General features: G+C 30.5%; 28 protein-coding genes. 21 read left to right on the top strand and 7 right to left on the bottom strand.

Going from position 1 to position 22,774, the window contains the following annotated elements; translation table 11 throughout:
• Nucleotides 1-58: 58 nt before the first annotated feature.
• The 3 genes from nth to AMO19_RS07575 are packed head-to-tail and all read left to right on the top strand — an operon-like array spanning nucleotide 59 to nucleotide 1,622.
• Entirely contained in the window at nucleotides 59-712 is a 654-nt protein-coding gene (gene nth / locus AMO19_RS07585) for an endonuclease III (RefSeq protein WP_075507955.1), read from the top strand.
• Between the two features lie 35 nt (nucleotides 713-747).
• Nucleotides 748-1,407, top strand: a complete 660-nt coding sequence (locus AMO19_RS07580; protein WP_075507954.1) for an SDR family oxidoreductase — start codon at nucleotides 748-750, stop codon at nucleotides 1,405-1,407.
• A gap of 26 nt (nucleotides 1,408-1,433) precedes the next feature.
• The gene (locus AMO19_RS07575) at nucleotides 1,434-1,622 is read left to right on the top strand and encodes a hypothetical protein (protein WP_002805798.1); all 189 of its coding nucleotides are present in this window, start codon (nucleotides 1,434-1,436) and stop codon (nucleotides 1,620-1,622) included.
• Nucleotides 1,623-1,631: 9 nt separating this feature from the next.
• On the opposite strand, the gene AMO19_RS07570 is transcribed toward AMO19_RS07575, so the two are convergent.
• Entirely contained in the window at nucleotides 1,632-2,243 is a 612-nt protein-coding gene (locus AMO19_RS07570) for a PCC domain-containing protein (protein ID WP_075507953.1), read from the bottom strand.
• 184 nt (nucleotides 2,244-2,427) lie between these two features.
• Between AMO19_RS07570 and pgsA the strand changes: the two genes are divergently transcribed.
• The gene (gene pgsA, locus AMO19_RS07565) at nucleotides 2,428-2,967 is read left to right on the top strand and encodes a CDP-diacylglycerol--glycerol-3-phosphate 3-phosphatidyltransferase (RefSeq protein ID WP_075507952.1); all 540 of its coding nucleotides are present in this window, start codon (nucleotides 2,428-2,430) and stop codon (nucleotides 2,965-2,967) included.
• Here the strand turns inward: pgsA and AMO19_RS07560 are convergent.
• Nucleotides 2,941-3,861, bottom strand: a complete 921-nt coding sequence (locus tag AMO19_RS07560; protein WP_075507951.1) for an NAD-dependent epimerase/dehydratase family protein — start codon at nucleotides 3,859-3,861, stop codon at nucleotides 2,941-2,943. The genes pgsA and AMO19_RS07560 overlap by 27 nt on opposite strands.
• Before the next feature lie 92 nt (nucleotides 3,862-3,953).
• On the opposite strand from AMO19_RS07560, the gene hisA reads away from it, so the two are divergent.
• From hisA to fba, 17 genes are all read left to right on the top strand, one after another.
• Entirely contained in the window at nucleotides 3,954-4,721 is a 768-nt protein-coding gene (gene hisA, locus AMO19_RS07555) for a 1-(5-phosphoribosyl)-5-[(5-phosphoribosylamino)methylideneamino]imidazole-4-carboxamide isomerase (RefSeq protein WP_075507950.1), read from the top strand.
• 79 nt (nucleotides 4,722-4,800) lie between these two features.
• Complete coding sequence (locus tag AMO19_RS07550) at nucleotides 4,801-6,417, top strand: DUF3685 domain-containing protein (protein ID WP_075507949.1); 1,617 nt, start codon at nucleotides 4,801-4,803, stop codon at nucleotides 6,415-6,417.
• A 15-nt stretch (nucleotides 6,418-6,432) separates the two neighbouring features.
• Nucleotides 6,433-6,981, top strand: coding sequence for a thylakoid membrane photosystem I accumulation factor (locus tag AMO19_RS07545; RefSeq protein WP_075507948.1), 549 nt, complete (start codon nucleotides 6,433-6,435; stop codon nucleotides 6,979-6,981).
• Between the two features lie 8 nt (nucleotides 6,982-6,989).
• A complete protein-coding gene (locus tag AMO19_RS07540; RefSeq protein ID WP_075507947.1) occupies nucleotides 6,990-8,156 on the top strand; it encodes a hypothetical protein in 1,167 nt (388 codons plus the stop codon).
• On the top strand, nucleotides 8,157-9,212 hold the full coding sequence (locus AMO19_RS07535) for a hypothetical protein (RefSeq protein ID WP_075507946.1): 1,056 nt from the start codon (nucleotides 8,157-8,159) through the stop codon (nucleotides 9,210-9,212).
• Entirely contained in the window at nucleotides 9,209-9,670 is a 462-nt protein-coding gene (gene ruvX, locus AMO19_RS07530; RefSeq protein ID WP_025945874.1) for a Holliday junction resolvase RuvX, read from the top strand. Before AMO19_RS07535 ends, ruvX begins: the two co-directional genes overlap by 4 nt.
• 26 nt (nucleotides 9,671-9,696) lie before the next feature.
• The gene (locus tag AMO19_RS07525) at nucleotides 9,697-10,233 is read left to right on the top strand and encodes a DUF3727 domain-containing protein (protein WP_075507945.1); all 537 of its coding nucleotides are present in this window, start codon (nucleotides 9,697-9,699) and stop codon (nucleotides 10,231-10,233) included.
• A 5-nt stretch (nucleotides 10,234-10,238) separates the two neighbouring features.
• Complete coding sequence (locus AMO19_RS07520) at nucleotides 10,239-10,733, top strand: YqeG family HAD IIIA-type phosphatase (protein ID WP_075507944.1); 495 nt, start codon at nucleotides 10,239-10,241, stop codon at nucleotides 10,731-10,733.
• Nucleotides 10,730-11,812 carry a glutamate 5-kinase gene (gene proB, locus AMO19_RS07515; RefSeq protein WP_075507943.1) on the top strand — a complete coding sequence of 361 codons (1,083 nt, stop codon included), beginning with the start codon at nucleotides 10,730-10,732 and terminating at the stop codon, nucleotides 11,810-11,812. Before AMO19_RS07520 ends, proB begins: the two co-directional genes overlap by 4 nt.
• A 20-nt stretch (nucleotides 11,813-11,832) precedes the next feature.
• Complete coding sequence (lpxD, locus tag AMO19_RS07510) at nucleotides 11,833-12,867, top strand: UDP-3-O-(3-hydroxymyristoyl)glucosamine N-acyltransferase (protein WP_075507942.1); 1,035 nt, start codon at nucleotides 11,833-11,835, stop codon at nucleotides 12,865-12,867.
• Nucleotides 12,868-12,895: 28 nt separating this feature from the next.
• Nucleotides 12,896-13,969, top strand: coding sequence for a 3-isopropylmalate dehydrogenase (gene leuB, locus AMO19_RS07505; protein WP_075507941.1), 1,074 nt, complete (start codon nucleotides 12,896-12,898; stop codon nucleotides 13,967-13,969).
• 89 nt (nucleotides 13,970-14,058) lie between these two features.
• A complete protein-coding gene (locus AMO19_RS07500) occupies nucleotides 14,059-14,955 on the top strand; it encodes a phosphoribulokinase (protein ID WP_025881193.1) in 897 nt (298 codons plus the stop codon).
• Nucleotides 14,956-15,094: 139 nt separating this feature from the next.
• Entirely contained in the window at nucleotides 15,095-15,976 is an 882-nt protein-coding gene (accD, locus tag AMO19_RS07495; RefSeq protein ID WP_075507940.1) for an acetyl-CoA carboxylase, carboxyltransferase subunit beta, read from the top strand.
• Between the two features lies 1 nt (nucleotide 15,977).
• Nucleotides 15,978-16,373, top strand: coding sequence for a hypothetical protein (locus AMO19_RS07490; RefSeq protein ID WP_075507939.1), 396 nt, complete (start codon nucleotides 15,978-15,980; stop codon nucleotides 16,371-16,373).
• Nucleotides 16,373-17,470 carry a Gfo/Idh/MocA family protein gene (locus tag AMO19_RS07485; RefSeq protein WP_075507938.1) on the top strand — a complete coding sequence of 366 codons (1,098 nt, stop codon included), beginning with the start codon at nucleotides 16,373-16,375 and terminating at the stop codon, nucleotides 17,468-17,470. The genes AMO19_RS07490 and AMO19_RS07485 overlap by 1 nt, the downstream gene beginning before the upstream one ends.
• A 103-nt stretch (nucleotides 17,471-17,573) precedes the next feature.
• A complete protein-coding gene (locus AMO19_RS07480) occupies nucleotides 17,574-18,641 on the top strand; it encodes a class I fructose-bisphosphate aldolase (protein ID WP_075507937.1) in 1,068 nt (355 codons plus the stop codon).
• A 147-nt stretch (nucleotides 18,642-18,788) separates the two neighbouring features.
• A complete protein-coding gene (gene fba, locus AMO19_RS07475; protein ID WP_011376344.1) occupies nucleotides 18,789-19,862 on the top strand; it encodes a class II fructose-bisphosphate aldolase in 1,074 nt (357 codons plus the stop codon).
• A 50-nt stretch (nucleotides 19,863-19,912) separates the two neighbouring features.
• On the opposite strand, the gene purQ is transcribed toward fba, so the two are convergent.
• The 5 genes from purQ to AMO19_RS07455 form a co-directional block, all read right to left on the bottom strand.
• Complete coding sequence (purQ, locus tag AMO19_RS07470) at nucleotides 19,913-20,578, bottom strand: phosphoribosylformylglycinamidine synthase subunit PurQ (RefSeq protein WP_075507936.1); 666 nt, start codon at nucleotides 20,576-20,578, stop codon at nucleotides 19,913-19,915.
• 1 nt (nucleotide 20,579) lies between these two features.
• On the bottom strand, nucleotides 20,580-20,834 hold the full coding sequence (gene purS / locus AMO19_RS07465) for a phosphoribosylformylglycinamidine synthase subunit PurS (protein ID WP_075507935.1): 255 nt from the start codon (nucleotides 20,832-20,834) through the stop codon (nucleotides 20,580-20,582).
• A gap of 97 nt (nucleotides 20,835-20,931) precedes the next feature.
• Nucleotides 20,932-21,096, bottom strand: coding sequence for a hypothetical protein (locus AMO19_RS08640; protein ID WP_179850538.1), 165 nt, complete (start codon nucleotides 21,094-21,096; stop codon nucleotides 20,932-20,934).
• A gap of 46 nt (nucleotides 21,097-21,142) precedes the next feature.
• A complete protein-coding gene (locus AMO19_RS07460) occupies nucleotides 21,143-22,207 on the bottom strand; it encodes a GTP-binding protein (RefSeq protein WP_075507934.1) in 1,065 nt (354 codons plus the stop codon).
• Between the two features lie 9 nt (nucleotides 22,208-22,216).
• The gene (locus tag AMO19_RS07455) at nucleotides 22,217-22,729 is read right to left on the bottom strand and encodes a pentapeptide repeat-containing protein (protein ID WP_075507933.1); all 513 of its coding nucleotides are present in this window, start codon (nucleotides 22,727-22,729) and stop codon (nucleotides 22,217-22,219) included.
• Nucleotides 22,730-22,774 lie beyond the last annotated feature (45 nt).

Below are 22,774 nucleotides of genomic sequence, written 5' to 3'. Positions count from 1 at the left end.
AATATTCACCTAAAATATCCCGTGTATAATTTTATACACCATTTAATTTTCAATTTTAATGAGAAAGTCTGAAAGAGCAGAAATAATACGCAAGGAACTCAAAAAGCTATATCCATCACCTCCAATACCTCTTGATCATACAAATGCATATACTCTTCTAGTCGCCGTAGTTTTGAGTGCTCAATCAACAGATAAGAAAGTTAATGAATTAACAAAAAGCTTATTTAAAGTTGCAGATAATCCAGAAAAGATGATGCAGCTAGGTATTAATGGCATTTACGAATACATAAAATTTTTAGGTCTATCTAATCAAAAATCAAAGAACATCTATAACTTATCTAAATTATTGATTGAGAAGCATAATAGTACGGTCCCAGATTCTTTTGAGAAGCTTGAATCTCTTCCAGGGGTAGGTCATAAAACAGCATCGGTTGTAATGTCTCAAGTGTTTAAAATACCCTCATTCCCAGTCGATACTCACATACACAGGCTGGCACAAAGATGGGGCCTTTCAAATGGCGATAGCGTAGTACAAACAGAAAAAGACCTTAAAAAAATATTCCCTGTTAATGATTGGAATACCTTACATTTGCAAATAATCTTTTATGGCAGAGAATACTGCACAGCAAGAGGCTGTGATGGAACAAAATGTTATTTATGTCGCACTCTTTATCCCAAAAGAAAAAAGAAATTTATATGTAAAAAGCCCTGAGAAATTTATATAATATCTAAATTAGTTTTTTAATTATGAAAATAGCAATTACTGGAGCATCGGGGAAAACAGGTTATAGAATTTCCGAAGAAGCAGTTAAAAAAGGATATAAAGTAAGGCAAATCATCAGAAAGAATTCAAAAGTCTCAGCAGGACTTGAGCGTTTAGAAACAATTAGGGTTTCATTAGACAAAAAAGGAGAACTTGATGAAGCTTTAAAAGATATTGATGCTTTGATAATTGCGACTGGAGCGAGAGCATCATTAGATTTAACCGGTCCTGCAAAGGTTGATGCATTAGGTGTATACAGGCAATTAGAGAGTTGCAAAAGAGTGGGTATTAAAAGAGTTATCTTAGTTAGTTCCCTTTGTACTGGTAAATTATTTCATCCATTAAACTTATTTGGTTTAATTCTTATTTGGAAGAAATTAGGTGAAAACTTTCTACGCAATTCAAATTTTGAATGGACTATTATCAGACCTGGAGGATTAAAGGAAAATGAAGATATTAAATCAGAAAATATAAATTATTCAAAAGAGGATACTCAAATTAATGGATCAATCCCAAGAAGATTAGTTGCTCAATGTTGTATAAATTCTTTAAAAAACAAAGAATCCATAAATAAATTAATAGAAGTTACAAGTTCGAATGATAATAAAAAGATATCTTTTAAAAAAGCTATGCAAATGATTTAAAAGATGTAAATATATAAATTAAAACTATGAAAATAAATCCCAAAATTGACGCATTACAATTAATGCTTACTGATTTAAGAACTAGAAATGAGCCAATAAGACATAAAGCTGCATTTAAAGGCTGTCAGCCAGAATTTCAAAGTCTTGTATCAAGATTAATAAAGCAGTTAGAGGACGAATTAGTTGCTGAAAAGCTTACTAATCGTGATAGTTAAAAATTTAGATTACTTAAATGAAATTAAGTTATCCAATTTTGCTTGTTCTGAAAGTTCATCATATCCTCCAAAAAATTTATTATCCAAAAAGATTTGAGGGAAAGTATTATGGCTACTTTGAGCCATAATTTTTTTAAAGCTCTCATCATTGTCTATTAGAGTAACTTCATGAGGGATAGATAAAGAATTAAGCAACCTAATTGCTCTTTTAGACCAAGGACAATCCTTTAAAATATATACTTTTACACGTGATTCATTAGTGATTAAATCATGATTTGAGATATTAATAATTTTCAGATCAAAAGAAAGTAATAATATATCAGTACCTTTTTTTACAATACATCCCTCCTCAAGATGCCCTCCAAAAACATTACATCCCTCATCTGCAAAACTCAAATGTAAATGAACATCTCCTTTATTAAAATGTCCGTTTAAAGAAACTATCTCTAGATTACCTTCAAATTTATTTATCTCTTGATTACCTGGGCATTGAATACAAACTGTTCTAAGATTACCAACCACTCCAGAAACATACCCGTATAAATTATTCGATAAAGAATATTCTTTAATTGATTTTATCAAATCAGATTCTGGAGATAGCTTTAGGCTATGAGACTGCATTAGATATAAGGAATAATTTTGTAATATAAAACATCATCATTCATAAAGAGAAGTTGAGTTTATAATCTTAAGGATTCAGATTTAAATTAAAATTTAGAATCTAGCATCAAAAACTATTTAAAATTTTTACTAAAAATTTAAGCTTGCTGAGAGTGTAATATATTTTTTATATACAAAAACTAATTTGTTATTAAGAAAAAATCTTAAAAATTTGGCATTGAATATTCCCAATTTATTATCGATATCTCGCCTTTTCCTTGTATTTCCATTAATACTTTTTTTAGAAATTAACAGACCTTTTTATGTCTTTATATTGATTATTATTGGAGGTTTAACTGATTATTTTGACGGGTTAATTGCAAGGAAATTTAATCTTAAAACCAGATTAGGAGCTATCCTTGATCCCTTAAGCGATAAAGTATTCTATTTAATTCCTTTGACCTTCCTTTGTAAAAATAATTTTATACCCTTCTGGTCTTTGTCATTAATTTTATTTAGAGAATTAATTATCTCTAGCCTAAGGAACTCTACAAAAGACGGTTTACCAGCATCAATTTTAGGAAAATATAAAACATTTTTCTTTTTTATTTCAGTAATTACCTTCTTTACACCATTAAAAATTAGCTTATTGAATAATTTGGCTTTAATTTTTTATTGGGCAGGATTTAGCCTGACATTTGTGACTTTATTAGGCTATTTAAGAATTAAAAAGAATATTATCTAAATTTTTATCAAACTCCTCACTCTTTTTATTATTAAAATCATTCACAAAACTATCCTTTAGACCATTAAGTAAATCAAAAGTTGGAGCCCACTCTAAATCACGTTTTATCTTAGAGATATCAGTCTGATAATGATTTAATCTAATTGGAAATCCCTTTCGAGACTTAGGATCTAATTTTTGATAATCAAATGTTCTTAAAGAAATCTCATTTTGGTTTAATCCAAGAACATTCGCACAGAAATAAATTAAACCTTTGATTGTTACTCCTTTTTCACCTGAACAATTGTAAATATTATTTTTGGAATTTTCAAAATTTATGCACCTAATCATTACATCAGTTAGATCCGAAACATGGCCTAGCTGAGTAATTAAAGAACCGTCACCAGGGATTGGTATGGATTTTTTAGCAAATAACCTTTCAAAAAACCAATTTTCAATTTTATTATAATTTCCTGGTCCATAAATATAAGTTGGTCTAAAACTTGTAAAAGGGATTTTCTGGTTTTTTAACCAATTTTCTGTCTCAAACTTTCCTTTATGCCTACTTTCTGGATCAATTGGATCAACTTCGGATAAAGGTAGCTCACAATTATCTTTATAAACTCCTGCAGAGCTTACATATATATATCTCTGGAAAGAATTATCTAAATTTTCTATAAGAAGTTTTGTTTGTTCTAACTCTCGTCCAGAAATATCAAAAACAACATCATACTTTTCATTTCTTAGCTTGACGATATCTCCTGAATTATTTCTATCACCCTTAATTAAATTAGTTTTTTCAGGATTACTTTTATTACCTCTTGTGAAAATATCAATATCATGATTTTTACTTAATAACTTTCCAACTAAAGATTTTCCAACAAATCTAGTGCCACCCATTACAAGAATTTTCATATTCAAAAAATATTTAACTGAAGTAGTAATCTTAAATAGAATTACATATTGAATAGTACTACTAATAAGTAATTAATGAAAAGGATGATTCTATGGACCTAATACCAGCAATTGATTTAATGAATGGTAAGTGTGTAAGGCTTTTTAAAGGCGACTTTAATAAAAGAAAAGACTTCACAAAAGAGCCTCATGAGCAAGCTAAATTTTGGGAAAGCGAAGGAGCAAAATATATACATATAGTTGATTTGGATGCTGCAAAAACTGGATCCCCAGCAAACGATAAATCAATAAAAAAGATTGCAAAAACAGTTAACATACCTATTCAAATAGGTGGGGGGATAAGGTCTCAAGAAAGGATAGAACAATTATTTTCTTATGGTATTGAGAGAGTTATCATGGGAACCTCTGCAATAGAAAATAAAGAACTAGTTAAAGACTTATCAAATAAATTTCCTGGAAGGATAATTGTTGGAATAGATTCAAAAGATGGAAAAGTTAGTACAAGGGGTTGGCTTGAGCAATCTAATATTTTTGCCACAGATCTAGTAAAGGAATTTTCTTCATTTAAAATTGCTAGTTTTATTGTTACAGATATAAATACAGATGGGACTTTAGAGGGGACAAATGAAGAATTCATAAAAAGCATACTTGAAATCACAGATATTCCAGTAATAGCCTCAGGAGGTGTTGGTTCAATTTCTGATTTATTATCGTTAGTAAAATTTGAAAAATCTGGACTCTTTGGAGTAATAGTAGGTAAAGCTCTATATGAAAATAAATTCACGATAAACGAAGCGAATAATGTATTGTCAGCAGAGAGATTAAATGACTTTGATTTAAACACAAATTACTACGCTTAAAAGAGTATAAAAATTTATTTAAGGCTGGTGTTTGCAGTAATTGTTAGTTAATTTTGTATAAGAGATAAGAAATCTAGTCTTGGAATTAATTTCAAAAAAATCGATATTGATTATTGCTCCAAGCTTAATAGCAGAATCTTTATCACTTAAGTTAACATCACTAGACCAAAATTTAGAAATTAATTTTAATAATGGAACAGGTGATAAAACTCCAGATTTAGTTATATGGAATGTTCTTAATTTTCAATCAGAAGATCTTATAAGGTTAGAATTATTAAAATTAAGAGAAAGATATGATGAGTCAAAGTTTCTTATAATTCTCTCTGGAGAACTTGTTTATGAGGCAAATACCACTCCATCGTTAAATGCTGAAGGTTTTCTTTTAAATCCCAGTGTAGAAAAAGTTCTTGAATCTATTGATACCATTTCAAATGGAGGAAGGGTATTTGATATTGAAAATAATTCCCGAGTTCAATTAAACAAAAATAAGCCTCTCTCTTTTAGTCAAAAAATTCTAACTTCAGGTCTTAAACAAATTGATTCTGAAATTAATTATATATTTAAATATGTCAACACTGATTCAACACCAGAATTTTATAAATTCATTTTAAAAGGAAGATTAAGAGAACTTATTACTGCAAAATCTTTTCTAATTTTCTTATGGGGTAATTCACTAGAACTTTATACAGAGGCAGTTTACACTGAAAATAAAATTAATTTTGAAAATAAGAACACTGTTTTCATTAAAGATAAAAACACCGCAGAAATATGGAATTTAATTTTAGATAGACTAAAAGAAAGGTATAGCTCAACTAACTTACAGGTTGAATTTAATAATTCATCAATAATTCTCTCTGGGATAAAGAAAGAATTCATTTCACGACTAATTTGCAAAATGTTAGATGAGTTAGAGAGTTTAGTAAAAAATATTAAGGAAAACTATAAGGAGAAAGATTTTAAAGATGATTTAAATTCTCTCATAAAAGAACTTAAAGTTAATACAATTTCAAATATCACAGAAAGTTATTTTCGATTAAAGAAAGGAGGCGAATCTATTTCAATAAATGATTTTATTTATAGTGAGGTAAGTTGCGAAGAGATAGATAAAGAATCACACGAATCAATAATGTTTATTGAGCCAATTATTAAAAATGAACCTCTTGACTATGATGGGAAATTACTTCCTCTATATGAAACAGAATCGTTTTTGATCCTTGAAAATATAATTTCAAATTGGACAATAAGGAACTGTAATTTATTAGCTTCTGAAATCTTTAATATTTGTTCTTCTTGGCCTGAATTAAGAACTGTACTTATAAATCCCGAATTACAATCGACAAGAAATTTTGAAAGATTTAGAAATAATATTAATAACTACAATCGCTGGCATGACAATATTTATATGCCTATCTACTTGTATGAAAGTAAACGAGAATATATTGATATTATCGATAAAAAATTTACCAGATACTTTAAAAATGAAAATAGAGAGAAAGAATTAGAGAATCTAGAATGGCTACAAAAACAAGTTACATTGTTAGTTGAGATAAGAGATGCCGTAGCACCGCAGCTAGAAGTTGCTGTAAAATATATCGGTAATCTTTTCGTAACTTTCCTTACAAAGGTCGTTGGCAAAGCTATCGGTTTAGTTGGGAAAGGAATCCTTCAAGGATTAGGAAGATCAAGTTCAAAGTAAGTTTTTAAACTTTAAATGAAAATAATTCAATGGACCCTAATAGCATTAATTTTTTTAAGTCCATATAAAGCATATGCCTCTAGAGATTCTGATAGTTACGATGGCAACATCTTTCCTATATACGCAGGTAATGGGGCTATAGTTCCTCCCCAGACAACTCTTAAGGAATCATTTAAAAATAAAAGAGTCGCAGTTTTATTTTTTTATCTTGACGATAGCTCAGATAGTAAAGCTATGGCTCCGATAATATCTGGTTTGGATTTGATATGGAGAAATAATATAGATATCATTGCTCTAACTACTGATGAATTACAAGATAAAGAAAAGTCTGATCTTAGAAATGAACCTAATTATTATTGGAACGGATTAATTCCACAAACTATAGTTTTAAATAGTGATGGTGAAGTTAAATATGATAAAAATGGAATGATTAATATTGATGAATTAAACAAAGTTATTGGAGAGTTAAAAGGAATTGATATAGAAAATACGACATTTTCTGTAGAAAGTTTTAATGAATACAACAGTATCATTTCTGAAAAAAAAGATAAAAACATAAATTAATAAAAAAAATGATATTAATAAATATCTTCTTAGTTCTTTTAATTTTTTTAATTCTTTCAGATTTATATATTAAAAACTCAACCAAATCAAAGTTAAATCTGGTACCTATAAATTACAAAATCAAAAAAAAGGATGGTTTAAAGGAATTAATTATTGATTTAAAAATAACTAATAAAAGTAAAACCAAAGAGACGATGGTATCTAATATAAATTTTGAACTAGATTTTTTTAAAAGTAAAAGTAACGAATATTGCCAAAATTTTAATTATCAAGAAGATATTTATATTTATGAAAATAATAAAATCAAGAATTTAAATAATTACTGGCCAACAACAATTATCAAGTCAAATTCAGAATTATTTGTAAGAATCATATATAAATTTAGCAATAATAATTTTAGAAAAAAAATAAAATATCTATGGTTAAAAATATATTGGGAGAAATATGGACATTTTGGTATTTCTAATAATAAGGATTGTTTCTTAATTAATTTAGATGGTCAAAAACAAAGGCCGCAAGAAGTTTTTGAAATTCCAATAAATAATAAATATAAAGCTTTTGCTATTAAAACTGATTTACTTGGTTGCTTTGATAACCCAGTAAATACTGTGATTGAATACTGCAAAGGAATTGTAGAAAAAAATGATATTTTAACTATCGGTGAGAGTCCGCTAGCAATTATGCAAAATAGATATATTTCCCCTCAAAATTTAGAATGTAGTTTATATTCTAGAGCTTTATGTTATTTTTTTCACCCTACAAGCAGTCTTGCAACAGCTTGCGGCATGCAATTATTAATAAATAGAATAGGAGTCACAAGAATAACCTTTGCACTATTTGTTGGATGTCTCTTCAAATTAGTTGGGATTAAAGGTATGTTTTATAGGTTAACTGGTTCAGAATCATCCCTTATTGATGACATAAGCGGCACAATTACACCTTACGACAAGAGTATAGTTATGGGTCCTCTCAATGCAGATTTATTTTGTAAAAAGGTCTCGAACTATTTCAATATAGATGTTGCTGTTGTCGATGTTAATGATCTTGGAGGTGTGAAAGTCTTAGCAAGTTCAAATAAAAAAGTAAATAAAATACTCAAAACAAACTTATTATCTAATCCAGCTGGCAATGGAGATGAAAAAACCCCTATAGTATTAATAAGAGAAAAAAAGTAAATGAAAAAAGATACCTCTTATTCTTTTCAATCTAAAAAAGGAATGGAAGTAACTTTTGAAGAACTCCATATACGGCACATTAATCTTTTAATAGATATTAAAAATAAGGAATTAAATAATTGGTTTTTAAAGATGGCAATTATAAATACCTTTGATGACTTAAAAATCTTCTTGAATAATCTTAAGAAAAATAAAAATAAATGCATAATTGCTATATATGGAAAAGAAATTATTGGTTATTTGAATATTTTTCCTTTAAACAAAAAAGAGACTTGCTTAAAAATATCTAAGCCCAAGTTGATTAATAGCAAGTGTTCTTTAACAGATAAACAATTAACTTTAGGATTGATAAAAAAATCTATCTCAATAAAAGAAATCAAAACTTCAAGTTGGATAATTAATTCTGATATAAATAATGTTGACCTCATCTCAAACTCAAGAGAATTAGGCTTTCAACCGTTAGGAGAGATAATTCATTGGGAGGGTTCTGATCTAAATAAACTTACAAATCAAAATACAAATGCCTATACATTAATTAATGAATTCCAAAACATTAATAAACAAAATATATTAAAAATAGTTAATTTCATAAGATCAAATCAATCTCCCTTAATAAGAAATATTTTAGATTTTGATCAAGACGACATTCTTAAAAGAAATAACTCTAAGAGTGGTGCCTTAATATATGAAAATTCAGTTTTATGTACAATTTTAAAAGATATTAATTATCACAATGAGGAAATTTATACTTTAACTATAAGTAGATATTGGGATAAAAGATTCAATTCTATTTTAAAAGAATTTATAAAAAGATTTTTTGAAAAATCACCTGTTTCATATTTAAAAACCTATAAAGAAAATTCTCAATTAAATGTTTTTCTCCAAGAGTGTAATATCAAAGAAAAAAATCAAGAAATAATTCTTATTAGGAATACAATAATTAAGAATGAAGCCAAACAAGTAAATATAATAAATCAATCTTTGGAATCAATCTTTGAAAAATTAAGTCCACAAGGTAATCCATATCCATCTCCTTTTCCATTAAAAACAAAGTGAAATTTTGCAAACCCAAACCCAAGTCTATTTTGAGTTTGGATATAGGTACCAAAAGAATAGGATTAGCTTATTGTGATCCCCTCTGCATAACATCAAATATACTTCCAGCAGTAAAACGATTTGAAAATAATCAAGAGATTAAAATCATTAGAAATTATATAAATGAATTTAATTTGACTGGTTTTATAGTGGGTATTCCGCTAGATGAGGAAGGTCAAATGACCACTCAAGCTATTGACTGTAAAAATTACGGTAAATTACTTTCAAATGAATTAAAGCTTCCATTTTCTTATGTCAACGAACATAGTTCAACTTGGGAATCTTCAGAAAGATTTGGAATAAAAAAAGATAAATCAGGATTGATTGATAGTTTTTCAGCAAAAATAATACTTGAACAATGGATCGAAGAAGGTCCTGAATTAGAAGAAATAGCTGGTAAACGGCAGATAAAATATTAGTATTAAAAAGGATAGATAATTTTTAAATGAAAGAAGCAAATTCAAATGATAATTATGATGCACAGACTCTTTTATTAAATGACTCAAATGGAAACGAGCTATTTTGTTATCTTGAACAATTAGTAAGTGTTGAAGGCCAAGAATATGCTTTATTAACCCCAGTTGATACACCAGTAAGTCTTTTTAAGATAAATGAAAAAGAGGAACCTGAACTAATTGAGAAAATAGATAAAAATGAACAAATACTAAAAAATGCTGAAGCAGTTCTTCAAGAACATGATTTAAAACTTATCAGATCAGCCGTTACATTAACAGTATCAGGCGAACTTGAAGAACCAATTTACGATGAATTAGAAGAAGATTACGTCGATGATGATAGTGAGAGTTATGAATTGCTCGTTAACTTTAATCTTTTTGACCAAGAATATGGCTTATATATACCACTAGATCCTTTTTTTATTGTGGGTAAATTAAAAGACAAAGGTGCCTTATTAGTTGAAGATGATGAGTTCGATAAAATTCAACCTTTGATTGAAACTGAGCTTGAAAAAAGTAGTTCTTAAAATAAATGAGATCTATCCTAAAAGTCAATTGGGATTCAAACTTACCAATATATAATATTTCTCAATCTGAGTTGCAAAAAAAAGGAATTAATTCTTTATTGCTAGACGTGGATGGGACTCTAGTAAATAGAAAATCAAATATGATCCCAAAAGCTGTTAAAAATTGGATAATAGAATCTAAAAAACTTTTCTCCCTATATCTAATAAGTAATAATCCATCAAAAAAAAGAATCGCAAAAATAGCGAAAGAATTAAATTTAAGGTATAAATACAATGCATCAAAACCTAGAAAAAAAGTAACTTTGTCTGCTATCGAAGAAATTGGCAGAGAACCAAAAAATGTAGCCATTATTGGCGACAGAATTTTTACAGATATTATTGTTGGGAATAGATGTGATATAAAAACAATATTAGTTAAGAGATTAAATAGAGATGGCTTGCCTATAAAATTTAATTTAACTTTGATAATAGAAAAATTAATTTCTCATTTTGTAAAATGAAAACTTGGGTTATTAAAATTGGTACTAGTATTTTAAGGGGAACAGAGGGAACATCTACAGAAGACGTTATTGAAACCCTTTCTAGATCCTTTACAAGTTTTCTTTCAAAAGGGAACAAGTTAATTTTAGTAACTAGTGGAGCCGTTGGATTAGGTTGCCAAAAATTAAATATTAAAAAGAGACCAAATGATTTAAGTACCCTTCAAGCTACAGCTGCAGTAGGTCAAGTTAATTTAATGTCCTTATACGATAAAGTATTTAATAAATTAGGTCATAATATTGCTCAAATTTTGATAACTAAAGCTGATTTCAATTCAAGAGAATCCTTTAATAACGCTTCTAAAACTTTAAAAAAATTAATCGATTTGAATGTAATTCCAATAGTAAATGAAAATGATACCGTAGCAAATGAAGAGCTTAAATATGGAGATAATGATACCCTCTCTGCTTTAGTTGCCTTAGCTATAAATGCTAACAAGCTTATTTTATTAACAGATATTGAAAATCTATACTCAAAAGATCCACGCAATAATAAAGATGCTCAACCTATTAAAGAAGTTCATAATAGTGAATTAAAAGAAATTAAAGATAAAAATATTCAAAACTCAAATAATGAGTGGGGAACAGGAGGAATTTCTACAAAATTAATTTCTGCAGAAATAGCCACAAAAGGAGGAGTTGAAGTCCAACTAGTAGATGGAACTAATAAAAAAAACTTAATTGAAATTTTTAATAATAATAAAATTGGTACTTTATTTTATCCAGTAGAAAAACCTATAGGAAACAAAAAAAGTTGGCTTTCACATGCAATTCAAACAGTAGGGAAAATCACTTTAGATGATGGCGCTTCTTTTGCAATTAAAAAAAAAGGTGCCTCACTTTTAGCGGTTGGAGTTAAGAATGTAGAAGGAAACTTTACGATTAATCAGGCAGTTAAAATCGTAAATACAAATGATAAAGAAGTTGCAAAAGGTTTAGTATCAATAAGTAGCGACAAATTAAGAAGTATCTTAAATAATAAAGAAAATAACAACTCCTCGATAATTGTCGTGCACAGAGATGTTCTTGCTCTCTCCTAGAAAAAAATTAAAACTGAAAAATGCTTTTAAGTGATTTAGTTGATCTGATAAAAAAAGGAAATTCAAATTTTATTAGTGCCAATATTTTCGAAGATTTAAATATTGATGAAGCTGCCTCATTAGATGTTGCAGTTAAGCATCAAATATCTTTTTTAGAAGAAAATAATATCCTTAAAGAAAAATTAGATCAAACTAAAGTATCAGCAATAATAACTACTAACAACGATGAAATCGTAAGTGCCCTAAAGAAACTCAATATATCAAACGTAATTGTTAAAAATCCAAGAATTGCATTTGCAGAAGTATTGGATTGTTTATATAAAACTATCAATTTCAAACCAGGAATTCACGCTTCAGCGGTTATAGATAAAACAGCAATAATTGGAGCAGATTGCCATATTGGACCTAATGTCTATATTGGAGAAAATACTGTAATTGGAGACAATAATCATATTCTTCCTGGATCTTCAATTTTAGGTAATGTTCGAATAGGAAATAATAATATAATTCATCCAAATTGTGTAATTTACGAAAATACAACTCTAAAAAATAATTGTGTAATTAATTCAAATTCTGTTATTGGATCAGAGGGATTTGGTTTTATTCCTAAAAATGGCAAATGGGTAAAAATGCCTCAAAAAGGTGGTGTAAAAATAATGAGTTTCGTAGAAATTGGAACGAATTGTTGTATCGATAGACCCGCAGTTGGATTTACTTTTATTGATGAGGGAACAAAGTTGGATAATTTAATACAAATAGGTCATGGAGTAAAAATTGGAAAGAACTGTGCATTTGCAGCTCAAGTTGGTATCGCTGGAGGAGCGAATATTGGAGATGGTGTTATTTTGGCAGGGCAAGTAGGAGTTAATAATAGAGTAAAAGTTGGTAATAATGTCATAGCGAGTTCAAAATGCGGAATTCATTGTGACATAGAAGATGGCAAGGTAATTAGTGGTTTCCCAGCGATGGAAAATAAATCATGGCTAAGGAGTTCAAGTATTTTTAAAAAATTACCAGAATTAGCAAAAAAACTTAGACAATTAGACAAGCAATAATTTATTGTTCTATTAAACAAAAATTTAAATGAAGAAATATAAGATTGTTTTATTGTCAGGAGACGGAATTGGACCAGAGATTTCAGAAGTTTCAAAAAAAGTTTTAAAAAAGCTTTCAAAAAATCATAATTTCGATATTGAGATTATTGAGAAATTATTTGGAGGGATAGCTTATGAAAAATATGGGACTCCTGCTCCAGATGAGACACTAGATCAATGCAAAAAAAGTGATGCTGTACTTTTAGCATGTGTTGGAGATATTAAATATGACTCTCTTGAAAGAGAATTAAGGCCAGAAAGTGGGTTACTAAAGTTAAGGTCTGCCCTAAACCTTTTCGCAAATATCAGGCCTGTCAAAATAAGAAAATCTCTATTAGATTCAAGTACATTAAAAAAAGAAATCGTTGAGCATGTAGATCTTATCGTTGTAAGAGAATTAATAGGGGGAATTTATTTTGGGAAACCAAGAGGACATATAACAAATACAAAAATCCCAAAAGCTTTCAATACGATGGTTTATGATTCGGCCGAAATAGAGAGAATAACTGAAATAGCAATAAAAATTGCTAACCAAAGAAATAAAAAAATATGTTCTGTTGATAAATCAAATGTTCTTGAGGTTAGTCAATTGTGGAGAGATACAGTTTTAAATATCACTTCAAAAGATAAAAATATATCTCTAAGCAATATGTACGTTGATAATGCAGCGATGCAATTAGTTAGAGATCCTGGTCAATTTGATGTAATTTTAACAAGTAATTTATTTGGAGATATTTTAAGCGACTTAGCCGCAATGTTAACTGGTTCTATTGGTATGCTTCCATCTGCTTCTCTAAACAATAATGGACCAGGAGTTTTTGAACCTGTTCATGGTTCGGCTCCTGATATAGCAGGTAAAAACATAGCAAATCCTATAGCAATGCTTTTATCTGCTTCCATGATGTTAAAAATTGGATTAAATGAAGAAAAAGCCGCAGAAAATTTAGAAACTGCCATTGATAAAGTTTTATCAAAAGGATTTAGAACAGCAGATTTAGCTGATGGGTCTTCTGAAGTTTTATCTTGTAGTGAAATCGGAGATAAAATAATGGATGAAATTTAAAAAAAAATTAATAAATAAAAAAATATTTTCAAGTAAAACATAAAGTTGGCATATGACCTGTCAGAATCATGAGATATTGTTTTTAAAAAATGTCAAAACGTCATCCAGTAGTTGCTGTAACAGGATCTTCAGGAGCAGGAACAAGTACAGTAAAAAGAGCCTTTGAGCATATTTTTGCCAGAGAGGATATTGTTCCTGCAGTTGTAGAAGGTGATAGTTACCACAGATTTGAAAGAATGCCTATGAAAAAAGCTATGGCAGACGCTCTTTCAAAAGGTGAAAATTTCTCTCATTTTGGTCCAGAGGCTAATCTTTTTGACAAGCTAGAAGAACTTTTTAAAATCTATGGTGAAACTGGAGGAGGAAAGAAAAGATATTATCTACATAGTCTTGAAGAGGCAGAAGAACATAATACAAGACTTGGGACATCCTTAGAACCTGGACAATTTACTCCATGGGAAGATATTCCTGAGGGAACAGATGTACTTTTTTATGAAGGTTTGCATGGCGGAGTAGAAGGTGATGGATACAATGTTGCCTCTTATGCGGATTTACTTGTTGGTGTTGTTCCGATAACAAATTTAGAGTGGATTCAAAAAATCCATAGAGATAACGCAGAAAGAGGTTACTCAGCGGAAACCATTGTGGATACTATATTAAGAAGAATGCCTGATTATATAAATCACATATGCCCACAATTCAGCAAAACCGATATTAATTTCCAAAGAATTCCCACAATTGACACCTCTAATCCTTTCATATGCAGGAATATCCCAACTCCTGATGAGAGCTTTGTGATCATACATTTCAGAAAAGGTGCAAGAGAGAAATGGGGGATTGATTTTCAATACTTGCTTGGAATGATTAACGATTCATTCATGTCAAGTCCAACAAGTATCGTTGTAAATGGAGGAAAAATGGGATTCGCAATGGAACTAATTCTCACTCCAATAATTCATAAAATGATTGAGGAGAAAAACAAATAATATTTAATTTTGGATTATCAACTCAAATCAATATATTTTTACTTTGAAGAGTTTTTAATCTAGATGATTTCAAATTTTTATATATCTTTCTTGATAAAAGTACCTAATTTAGATTTAAATAGAAAAAACAGAAAACATTGTGTCATTAATCGACTGGTTTGCCGCAAGGCGTAAAGATCAATTTGTTGGGAAAGTTTCGCAAGATACTGATGAGGGAGATGGTTTGTGGGTTAAATGTTCAGAATGTTCGCAAGTAGCCTATAGAAAAGACCTCATTTCAAATTTCAATGTTTGTAGTAATTGTGGACACCACAATAGGATTAATAGCGATGAAAGGATTAATATAATTGCTGACAAAAATTCATTCGAGGAGTTTGATAGTTCACTGAGTCCTACAGATCCTTTAGGTTTTAAAGATAGAAGAGCGTATGCTGATCGAATTAAAGAAAGTCAAGCAGGTACAGGTTTAAGAGATGGAGTCGTAACAGGTATCTGTTCTGTAAATTCAATGCCTTTAGCATTAGCTGTTATGGATTTTCGATTTATGGGAGGATCCATGGGTTCAGTAGTTGGTGAAAAAATTACAAGGATAATTGAGAAAGCAACTTTAGAAAATTTTCCAATTCTTATTGTTTGCGCATCAGGAGGGGCAAGGATGCAAGAAGGGATGTTAAGTCTCATGCAAATGGCAAAAATATCTGGAGCACTAAAAAAACATAAAGAAAAAAATCTTCTTTATATGCCCTTGCTAACTCATCCAACCACTGGAGGGGTAACAGCAAGCTTTGCCATGTTAGGTGATTTAATTTTGGCGGAACCAAAAGCTCTTATTGGTTTTGCTGGAAGAAGGGTTATAGAACAAACATTAAGAGAAAAATTACCCGATAATTTTCAAACAGCTGAATATCTGCTTGAGCATGGTTTTGTAGATGTAATAGTTAAAAGGAAAGATCTCAAGGATACTTTGACTAAAATTTTAAAAATTCATGGTGTAAAAGAACTTGTAAAAGCAAATATGTAAAATGAGAATTATTTCAAATTTCTTTTATCTTTCTTTAAGTATTTTATTTTTTGTTTTAAATTTTGCTCCATATTCTTATGGAATAGGAAATGTTGACTGGGTCCTACTAAAAGAGAATAATGAAGGGAAAGAATGGCTTGATAAAGGCAGTATTAAGTCGCTTTCAAATGGTGAAATAAGTGTCTTAACGAAGTTCTTCAAAAATCCAACTAATTCTGATGATGAGGGAGAGTTATCACTTTATGTAATGAGAATTAATTGCGATGAAAAAAAGTTTAAAGATACATCCATAAATGGAATACCTCAATTCAATTCAAAATGGCAAACTTCCAATAATGATGAACTAATAGATGTAGTTATTGAAAATAGCTGTTCAGAGTTTATAAATGGACAATAATGAATTCTAAAAATAAAAAATTAAAAATAGCAATCGCTGGACTAGGTTTTGGTAAAAAAGTACATTTAGAAGCGTTAAAAGAGTCTAATTATTTTACGCCTGTTGCTATTTATCATTATGACAAAAAGGAAAAATCAATTCTAGGAAAAGAGACTGGATTAGAGTTTTTTCATGATTGGGAAGACTTAGTTAAATCTCAAGAAATTGATGGGATTATTATTGCTACTCCTCCCGAATCAAGATTTAAATTAGCAAAACAAGCTCTTGAGAATAATAAAAATTTGCTACTAGAAAAACCTGTTTCAATATCGTCCTCTGAAATAGAAGAGCTTCAGAGGATATCTTTAATTAATAACTTAAGCGTATGTGTTGATTTTGAATATAGAGCAGTACCCCTTTTCCTTCAGACAAAAAAACTTATTGATGAGAATATTTTAGGAGAAATATATTTAGTCAAATTAGATTGGTTAATGGGTAGCAGATCCGACCCTAAAAGAGCTTGGAATTGGTATTCTTTAGAAGAAAAAGGTGGAGGAGTTATTGGCGCCTTAGGTACTCATGCATTCGACATGTTAAATTGGTTTTTTGGAGAATCAATAAATGTATCTGGCAAGTTAGCAACTTCAATCAAAAAAAGACCTTTAGCTAATTCATCTGATTTTAATGATGTTACAAGTGAAGATGTATGTTTAGCCAATATAGAAATATTAAACTACAACTCGAATATTATTCCATGTCAGGTATCTTTATCATCAATTTCTAAAAACGGTAGAGGATTTAGTTTAGAAATATATGGAAGCGAAGGTTCACTTATTCTTAAAAGCGAGAACCAAAAAGATTATGTCCATGGTTTTAATTTGAAATATTCAAACAGCGAAAATAAAATACAAAATCTAACTGCAGATTCAAGATTTAATTTTGAAAAAACATGGACTGATGGAAGAATTGCTCCAGTTTTAAGAATTCAAAATTTATGGGCTGAGAGTATTTTTAATCAAACACCTATCATTCCAGGATTATGTGAGGGACTGGCGAGTCATAAAGTTTGCGAAGCTATAAGGGAATCTTCGAAAAGCGGATTAAGAATAAAAATTTAAAGCTATACATCTACAAGTAGCAATTATTACCCGAAAAAGTATTGGATTGATTTTATTTTTTTTTAATATTCTGGAAAAATCAATTGAACTGAATTATTAAAGAATGGCTTTAAATTATTACAAAAATGAGCTTAAAGAGAATGCTCAATTACTAGCTTTTAAAGGGAAAGGGATATTAGCGGTTGATGAATCCACTAAAACAGTAGGGAAAAGACTCGCTGGAATTGGCGTTGAGAATACTGAAGACAATAGGAAGGCATATAGAGGAATGCTTTTTACCACAGAAGGTCTTGGGAAGTATATAAGTGGTGCAATCCTCTTCGAAGAAACTCTTTATCAGAATCACCAAGATGGTGAGTCAATGGTTAAGAAACTAAATGATTTAGGTATTATTCCAGGTATTAAGGTCGATAAAGGTTTAAATCCACTTCCTGGAGGAGGAGATGTAGAAACTTTTTGCTCTGGCCTAGATGGGTTAGTTGAAAGAGCCGCAAAATATTATGAACAAGGTGCAAGATTTGCAAAGTGGAGAGCAGTTCTGCAAATTACAAATGATGGTTGTCCTTCAAAACTATCAATTCAAGAGAATGCCTGGGGATTAGCGAGGTATGCAAGATCCGTTCAAGAATCTGGTTTGGTACCAATTATTGAACCTGAAATCTTAATGGACGGCGACCATACTATTGAAAAAACTGCTGAAGTCCAAGAAGAGGTAATAAAACAGGTTTATATTGCCTGTCAGACAAATGGAGTTTTTCTAGAGGGAACTTTATTAAAACCTTCTATGACTGTTAATGGAGCAGATTGTCCAACAAAGGCTGATCCTATGAAAGTTGCTGAAATGACAATAAGAACTATGGAAAGGTGCGTTCCTGCATCTGTTCCTGGAATAGTTTTCTTATCAGGAGGGTTAAGCGAAGAAGCTGCTTCTGTCTACCTAAATAATATGAACACTCTTTACAGGAAAGCTTTATGGAATGTTTCATTCTCCTATGGAAGAGCATTACAGCACTCATGCTTAAAGGCCTGGAAAGGAAGCGACGTTGAAGGGGGGCAAAAAGCATTGATTGCAAGAGCCCAGGCAAACTCTGAAGCTTCAAAAGGTTCCTATGTAGCAGGATCTCAACCTTCATCTGATGAGCAATTGTTTGTGGCAGGCTACACTTACTAAATAAAAAATCCTAAAAATATACTCTGGGTCATAAAATTAGTTTCTTTAATTTAGTATTTTGTATATCTAATGACGTGACATTTGATACCTCTTTATACTAAACTCTCGGAAACATATGCTTTATATAGCATTTAACTTATTTTAATTATGGCCCTCGTTCCACTAAGACTACTTTTAGATCACGCAGCTGAGAATGGTTACGGTATTCCAGCTTTCAATGTTAATAACCTTGAGCAAGTTCAAGCAATTATGGAAGCAGCATATGAAACTGATAGTCCTGTAATCCTCCAAGCTTCAAGAGGGGCAAGAAATTATGCAGGAGAAATTTTCCTACGTCATCTAATCCTTGCCGCAACAGAAACATATCCTAATATTCCAGTGGTAATGCACCAAGACCACGGTAATGAACCATCAACATGTTATTCAGCCGCAATAAATGGTTTTACATCAGTAATGATGGATGGTTCTCTAGAGGCAGATGCGAAAACACCCGCTAGTTACGAATATAATGTTGCAGTTACTAAAAAAGTAGTAGATTTTGCTCATTCAGTTGGAGTTAGTGTTGAAGGAGAACTAGGTTGCTTAGGTTCATTAGAAACAGGGAAAGGAGAAGCAGAAGATGGTCATGGATTTGAAGGTGAACTTTCTACAGATATGCTTTTGACAGATCCTGAAGAAGCTGCAGATTTTGTTGCTAAGACAAAAGTCGATGCATTAGCTATTGCTATAGGTACAAGTCATGGTGCTTATAAATTCACAAGGAAACCAACAGGAGAAGTTCTTGCAATAAGCAGAATTGCTGAAATTCACAAAGCACTTCCAAATACCCATCTTGTAATGCATGGATCTAGTTCAGTTCCTCAGGAATGGTTAGATATCATTAACAAATATGGTGGTGAAATTCCTCAAACATACGGTGTCCCAGTTGAAGAAATTCAAGAGGGAATAAGAAATGGAGTCAGGAAAGTTAACATTGATACTGATAACAGACTTGCTTTCACTGCCGCGGTTAGAGAAGCAGCATTTGCTGATAAGGCAAACTTCGACCCAAGACATTTCAACAAGCCTGCTAGAAAATACATGAAGCAAGTTTGTCTTGACAGATACAAGCAGTTCTGGTGCGAAGGTCAAGCAAGTAAAATCAAACAAAACAGCACTAATTATTTTGCTGATCTTTACGCAAAAGGTGATTTAGATCCAAAAGTAAAAGCTACTGTTTAATTTCTTCCCAAATTAAATAAAAAAAGACCTGCAAGATTGGGGGTCTTTTTTTATTTCAATATTAATGATTTTAATGTAAAGAGACCATCAGTCCCACCAATTGTCTCGTCACATGCTCGCTCTGGATGAGGCATTAAACCTAGAACATTTCCCTTTTCATTAGTTATGCCTGCGATATCGAATGAGGATCCATTGGGATTATTCTTATATCTCAAAGCGATCAATTCATTATCTACAAGTTTTTTTAAAGTATCAGAATCACAATGATATCTTCCTTCCCCATGCGCAATTGGCAACTTAATAGTTTGTTTTTCATCTCCATTATTAAACCAACCTCCTTTTGAAGAAACGATATCAAGTTCAACGTCATCACAGATAAAATTGAGATTTTTATTTGCAACAAGAGCACCAGGCAAAAACCCTGATTCTGTCAAAATTTGAAACCCATTACAAATTCCTAAAACTCTTTTCCCGCTTTTAACAAATTCATCCAAGGCATTTATTAATGGAGAGAATCTCGCAATTGCTCCGCATCTTAGATAATCACCGTAGCTAAATCCTCCAGGTAAAACTATTGCATCTACATCACTCAAATCTGAAGACTCATGCCACAAGTATTTTGTTCTTATGTCTAAACAACCTTCCAATGCCCATGAAACATCACGATCACAATTAGAACCGGGGAAGACAACCACTCCTACAGTAAAATTATCCATCCTATAATTTTTCTAGTGAATACTCATAATCTTCAATAACAGTATTTGCGAATAACCTATCACACAGTAAATCAATTTTTTTTCTTACTTCGTTTTCACCATTACCTTCTATTTTAACCTCAATCATTTTTCCTATACGTAATGATTTTATTCCCTCGGCTCCAAGTTTTATAGAAGCAAATTTGGTAGCTTCCCCTGCTGGATCTAAAACTGAGGGCCTTAGTCTTACAAAAACTTTTACAGCAAATTGGTCCAATTAAAAATTAATTTCTATTAGAAGATTAGTTTAAATTTTAATAAAAAGTACTATTGATTAATAAACAAATATTTTTAACTTAAGGTTTGCTGAGTTATTAAATATTTATGTAGCCTCTACCAAAACAAACTAAGCAAGTTCTTCTTGAATTTTCAGGTGTTTTAAAATTGCCAGCACCTCCACATTTTGAACATTTTATTTTATCAATTGATGTAACGTCATTAGAGATTATTTGTTTTAAAGCAATTTTTGGATTTTCCATCTTGAGCTGACTACTGTAGTAAGTATCCCGACAGCTAACTATAAAGTCAAATTGCTATTTTTTGGTCGCTTAAAATCTTAAATTTCTCTTTAATTTTTTTATTAAAAGTTTTTATAGATTTTTCATCAAAGGAAATTATTACTAATTCAAGGCCAGCATTATCATTTGGTCTCCAACAATTGTCTGGAGCTTCTTCAAACCAAGTATTAATTTTCTTTCCGACAATTTGTATTTGTAAAGGCAATGATTTGTTTGGTATCCAAATACGTCCTTTAATTCGAAGAATGTTTAATTCATCCAAGATTTTTGACATCACCTTTTCAAAGTCATTTTTTTCAAGGAAATAATTTAATTTAAATGAATCTGATACAAGCTCAACATGATTATGGTCATGTTCTTCAGTTAAAAATTCTTTATAAGTCTCTTTTTTAAAATTAAAATCAAATAAATAATTTAAATCAATTTTGCCATTCTTGGATTTAAGGACTGGTGTAGATTTGTTTAGACTTCCTCTTATTTTATTTTTTACAACGTCAAACTGATCATCATTTAGGATATCTGATCTAGAGACTAAAACGATATCAGAAACTTCTAGTTGCTCCTCAAAAAGTTCATCTATATCGGCGTTGTGATCAATTTTATCAGTTTCATTATATTGTTTTGTTATTTTATTTAGATCATTAATTGGTGAACCATTAAGCATTGATTCTCCATTAACGATACAAACAACAACATCAAGGTAGATGGAAGACCTAATCTCAGGCCAGTTAAGTGCTTGAATTAAGGGAATTGGCAGTGCTAAGCCACTTGTTTCGATAATTATTGATTCGACATGAGGATTAAATTCTAGGAGAGCTTTTATTGATGGAACAAAATCATCTTGTACAGTACAACACAAACATCCATTGTTTAATTCGATTACGCAGTCATCTTCAGATTCATCACATTTTTCACAACTTTTAATCAAATCACCGTCAATTCCAACATCACCAAATTCATTAATTATTAAACCAAATTTTTTATTACTCTCTTTTAATAGATATCTTAGAAAAGTTGTTTTACCTGAGCCAAGGAATCCCGAAACAACTATAACTGGTATTTTTTTTTTCATTTTTTATGATTAACAACCTAAGCTATATTCTGTGCTCTCTCCTGTAGAACTATTTGTGCCATTAGCAATCGCACATAATTGTTTTTGTTGTGTACGACTAAGAACAGCATCAGTAAAATCTGCACCATCTATTTTTGCTCCTTCAAAATTACTCTCCATTAATAAAGCATTTGTAAAATTAACATCCGAAAGATCTGCATCTGTAAAATCTGTTGCATAAGCTAGTGCGTCTCTTAAATTGGCTCCATTAAACTTTGAATTTTGCAATTTACTATTATTGAACACCGCGCCTTCTAAATTACTTTCACTGAAATTAAACCCATTCAAATCAAACTTAACGTATTCGTTACCGCTTAAATCTTGACCATGCATATCTGGCTCTAAATTAAGGTCTTGCTGGTTTCTAATCTCAGGAGGTCTTTTAGCCCATGCAGAATGTACAGAGTTAAAAAATAAAATCCCAACGAACAACAAAGTAATTAATGCATTCTTTAGTGAGGGGAAAGCGATTGATTTAATCATAATAAGACTGTATTTTAGAACTTAAGTATTTAAAGTTTGTAAGAG

Origin of the sequence: Prochlorococcus marinus, assembly GCF_001180245.1 — a bacterium.
In the GTDB taxonomy this organism is placed as follows: Bacteria; Cyanobacteriota; Cyanobacteriia; order PCC-6307; family Cyanobiaceae; genus Prochlorococcus_A; species Prochlorococcus_A marinus_F.
Note: the sequence above shows the minus strand (reverse complement) of the source record. Positions and strands in the feature narration are given on the sequence as shown.

What these genes read in the sequence shown, in the direction of transcription:
- nth (WP_075507955.1), top strand. Translation starts at nt 59, where the DNA reads ATGAGAAAGTCTGAAAGAGCAGAAATAATACGCAAGGAACTCAAAAAG.
- AMO19_RS07580 (WP_075507954.1), top strand. Translation starts at nt 748, where the DNA reads ATGAAAATAGCAATTACTGGAGCATCGGGGAAAACAGGTTATAGAATT.
- AMO19_RS07575 (WP_002805798.1), top strand. Translation starts at nt 1,434, where the DNA reads ATGAAAATAAATCCCAAAATTGACGCATTACAATTAATGCTTACTGAT.
- AMO19_RS07570 (WP_075507953.1), bottom strand. Translation starts at nt 2,243, where the DNA reads ATGCAGTCTCATAGCCTAAAGCTATCTCCAGAATCTGATTTGATAAAA.
- AMO19_RS07560 (WP_075507951.1), bottom strand. Translation starts at nt 3,861, where the DNA reads ATGAAAATTCTTGTAATGGGTGGCACTAGATTTGTTGGAAAATCTTTA.
- hisA (WP_075507950.1), top strand. Translation starts at nt 3,954, where the DNA reads ATGGACCTAATACCAGCAATTGATTTAATGAATGGTAAGTGTGTAAGG.
- AMO19_RS07545 (WP_075507948.1), top strand. Translation starts at nt 6,433, where the DNA reads ATGAAAATAATTCAATGGACCCTAATAGCATTAATTTTTTTAAGTCCA.
- AMO19_RS07540 (WP_075507947.1), top strand. Translation starts at nt 6,990, where the DNA reads ATGATATTAATAAATATCTTCTTAGTTCTTTTAATTTTTTTAATTCTT.
- AMO19_RS07535 (WP_075507946.1), top strand. Translation starts at nt 8,157, where the DNA reads ATGAAAAAAGATACCTCTTATTCTTTTCAATCTAAAAAAGGAATGGAA.
- AMO19_RS07525 (WP_075507945.1), top strand. Translation starts at nt 9,697, where the DNA reads ATGAAAGAAGCAAATTCAAATGATAATTATGATGCACAGACTCTTTTA.
- AMO19_RS07520 (WP_075507944.1), top strand. Translation starts at nt 10,239, where the DNA reads ATGAGATCTATCCTAAAAGTCAATTGGGATTCAAACTTACCAATATAT.
- proB (WP_075507943.1), top strand. Translation starts at nt 10,730, where the DNA reads ATGAAAACTTGGGTTATTAAAATTGGTACTAGTATTTTAAGGGGAACA.
- lpxD (WP_075507942.1), top strand. Translation starts at nt 11,833, where the DNA reads ATGCTTTTAAGTGATTTAGTTGATCTGATAAAAAAAGGAAATTCAAAT.
- leuB (WP_075507941.1), top strand. Translation starts at nt 12,896, where the DNA reads ATGAAGAAATATAAGATTGTTTTATTGTCAGGAGACGGAATTGGACCA.
- AMO19_RS07500 (WP_025881193.1), top strand. Translation starts at nt 14,059, where the DNA reads ATGTCAAAACGTCATCCAGTAGTTGCTGTAACAGGATCTTCAGGAGCA.
- AMO19_RS07490 (WP_075507939.1), top strand. Translation starts at nt 15,978, where the DNA reads ATGAGAATTATTTCAAATTTCTTTTATCTTTCTTTAAGTATTTTATTT.
- AMO19_RS07485 (WP_075507938.1), top strand. Translation starts at nt 16,373, where the DNA reads ATGAATTCTAAAAATAAAAAATTAAAAATAGCAATCGCTGGACTAGGT.
- AMO19_RS07480 (WP_075507937.1), top strand. Translation starts at nt 17,574, where the DNA reads ATGGCTTTAAATTATTACAAAAATGAGCTTAAAGAGAATGCTCAATTA.
- fba (WP_011376344.1), top strand. Translation starts at nt 18,789, where the DNA reads ATGGCCCTCGTTCCACTAAGACTACTTTTAGATCACGCAGCTGAGAAT.
- purQ (WP_075507936.1), bottom strand. Translation starts at nt 20,578, where the DNA reads ATGGATAATTTTACTGTAGGAGTGGTTGTCTTCCCCGGTTCTAATTGT.
- AMO19_RS08640 (WP_179850538.1), bottom strand. Translation starts at nt 21,096, where the DNA reads ATGGAAAATCCAAAAATTGCTTTAAAACAAATAATCTCTAATGACGTT.
- AMO19_RS07460 (WP_075507934.1), bottom strand. Translation starts at nt 22,207, where the DNA reads ATGAAAAAAAAAATACCAGTTATAGTTGTTTCGGGATTCCTTGGCTCA.
- AMO19_RS07455 (WP_075507933.1), bottom strand. Translation starts at nt 22,729, where the DNA reads ATGATTAAATCAATCGCTTTCCCCTCACTAAAGAATGCATTAATTACT.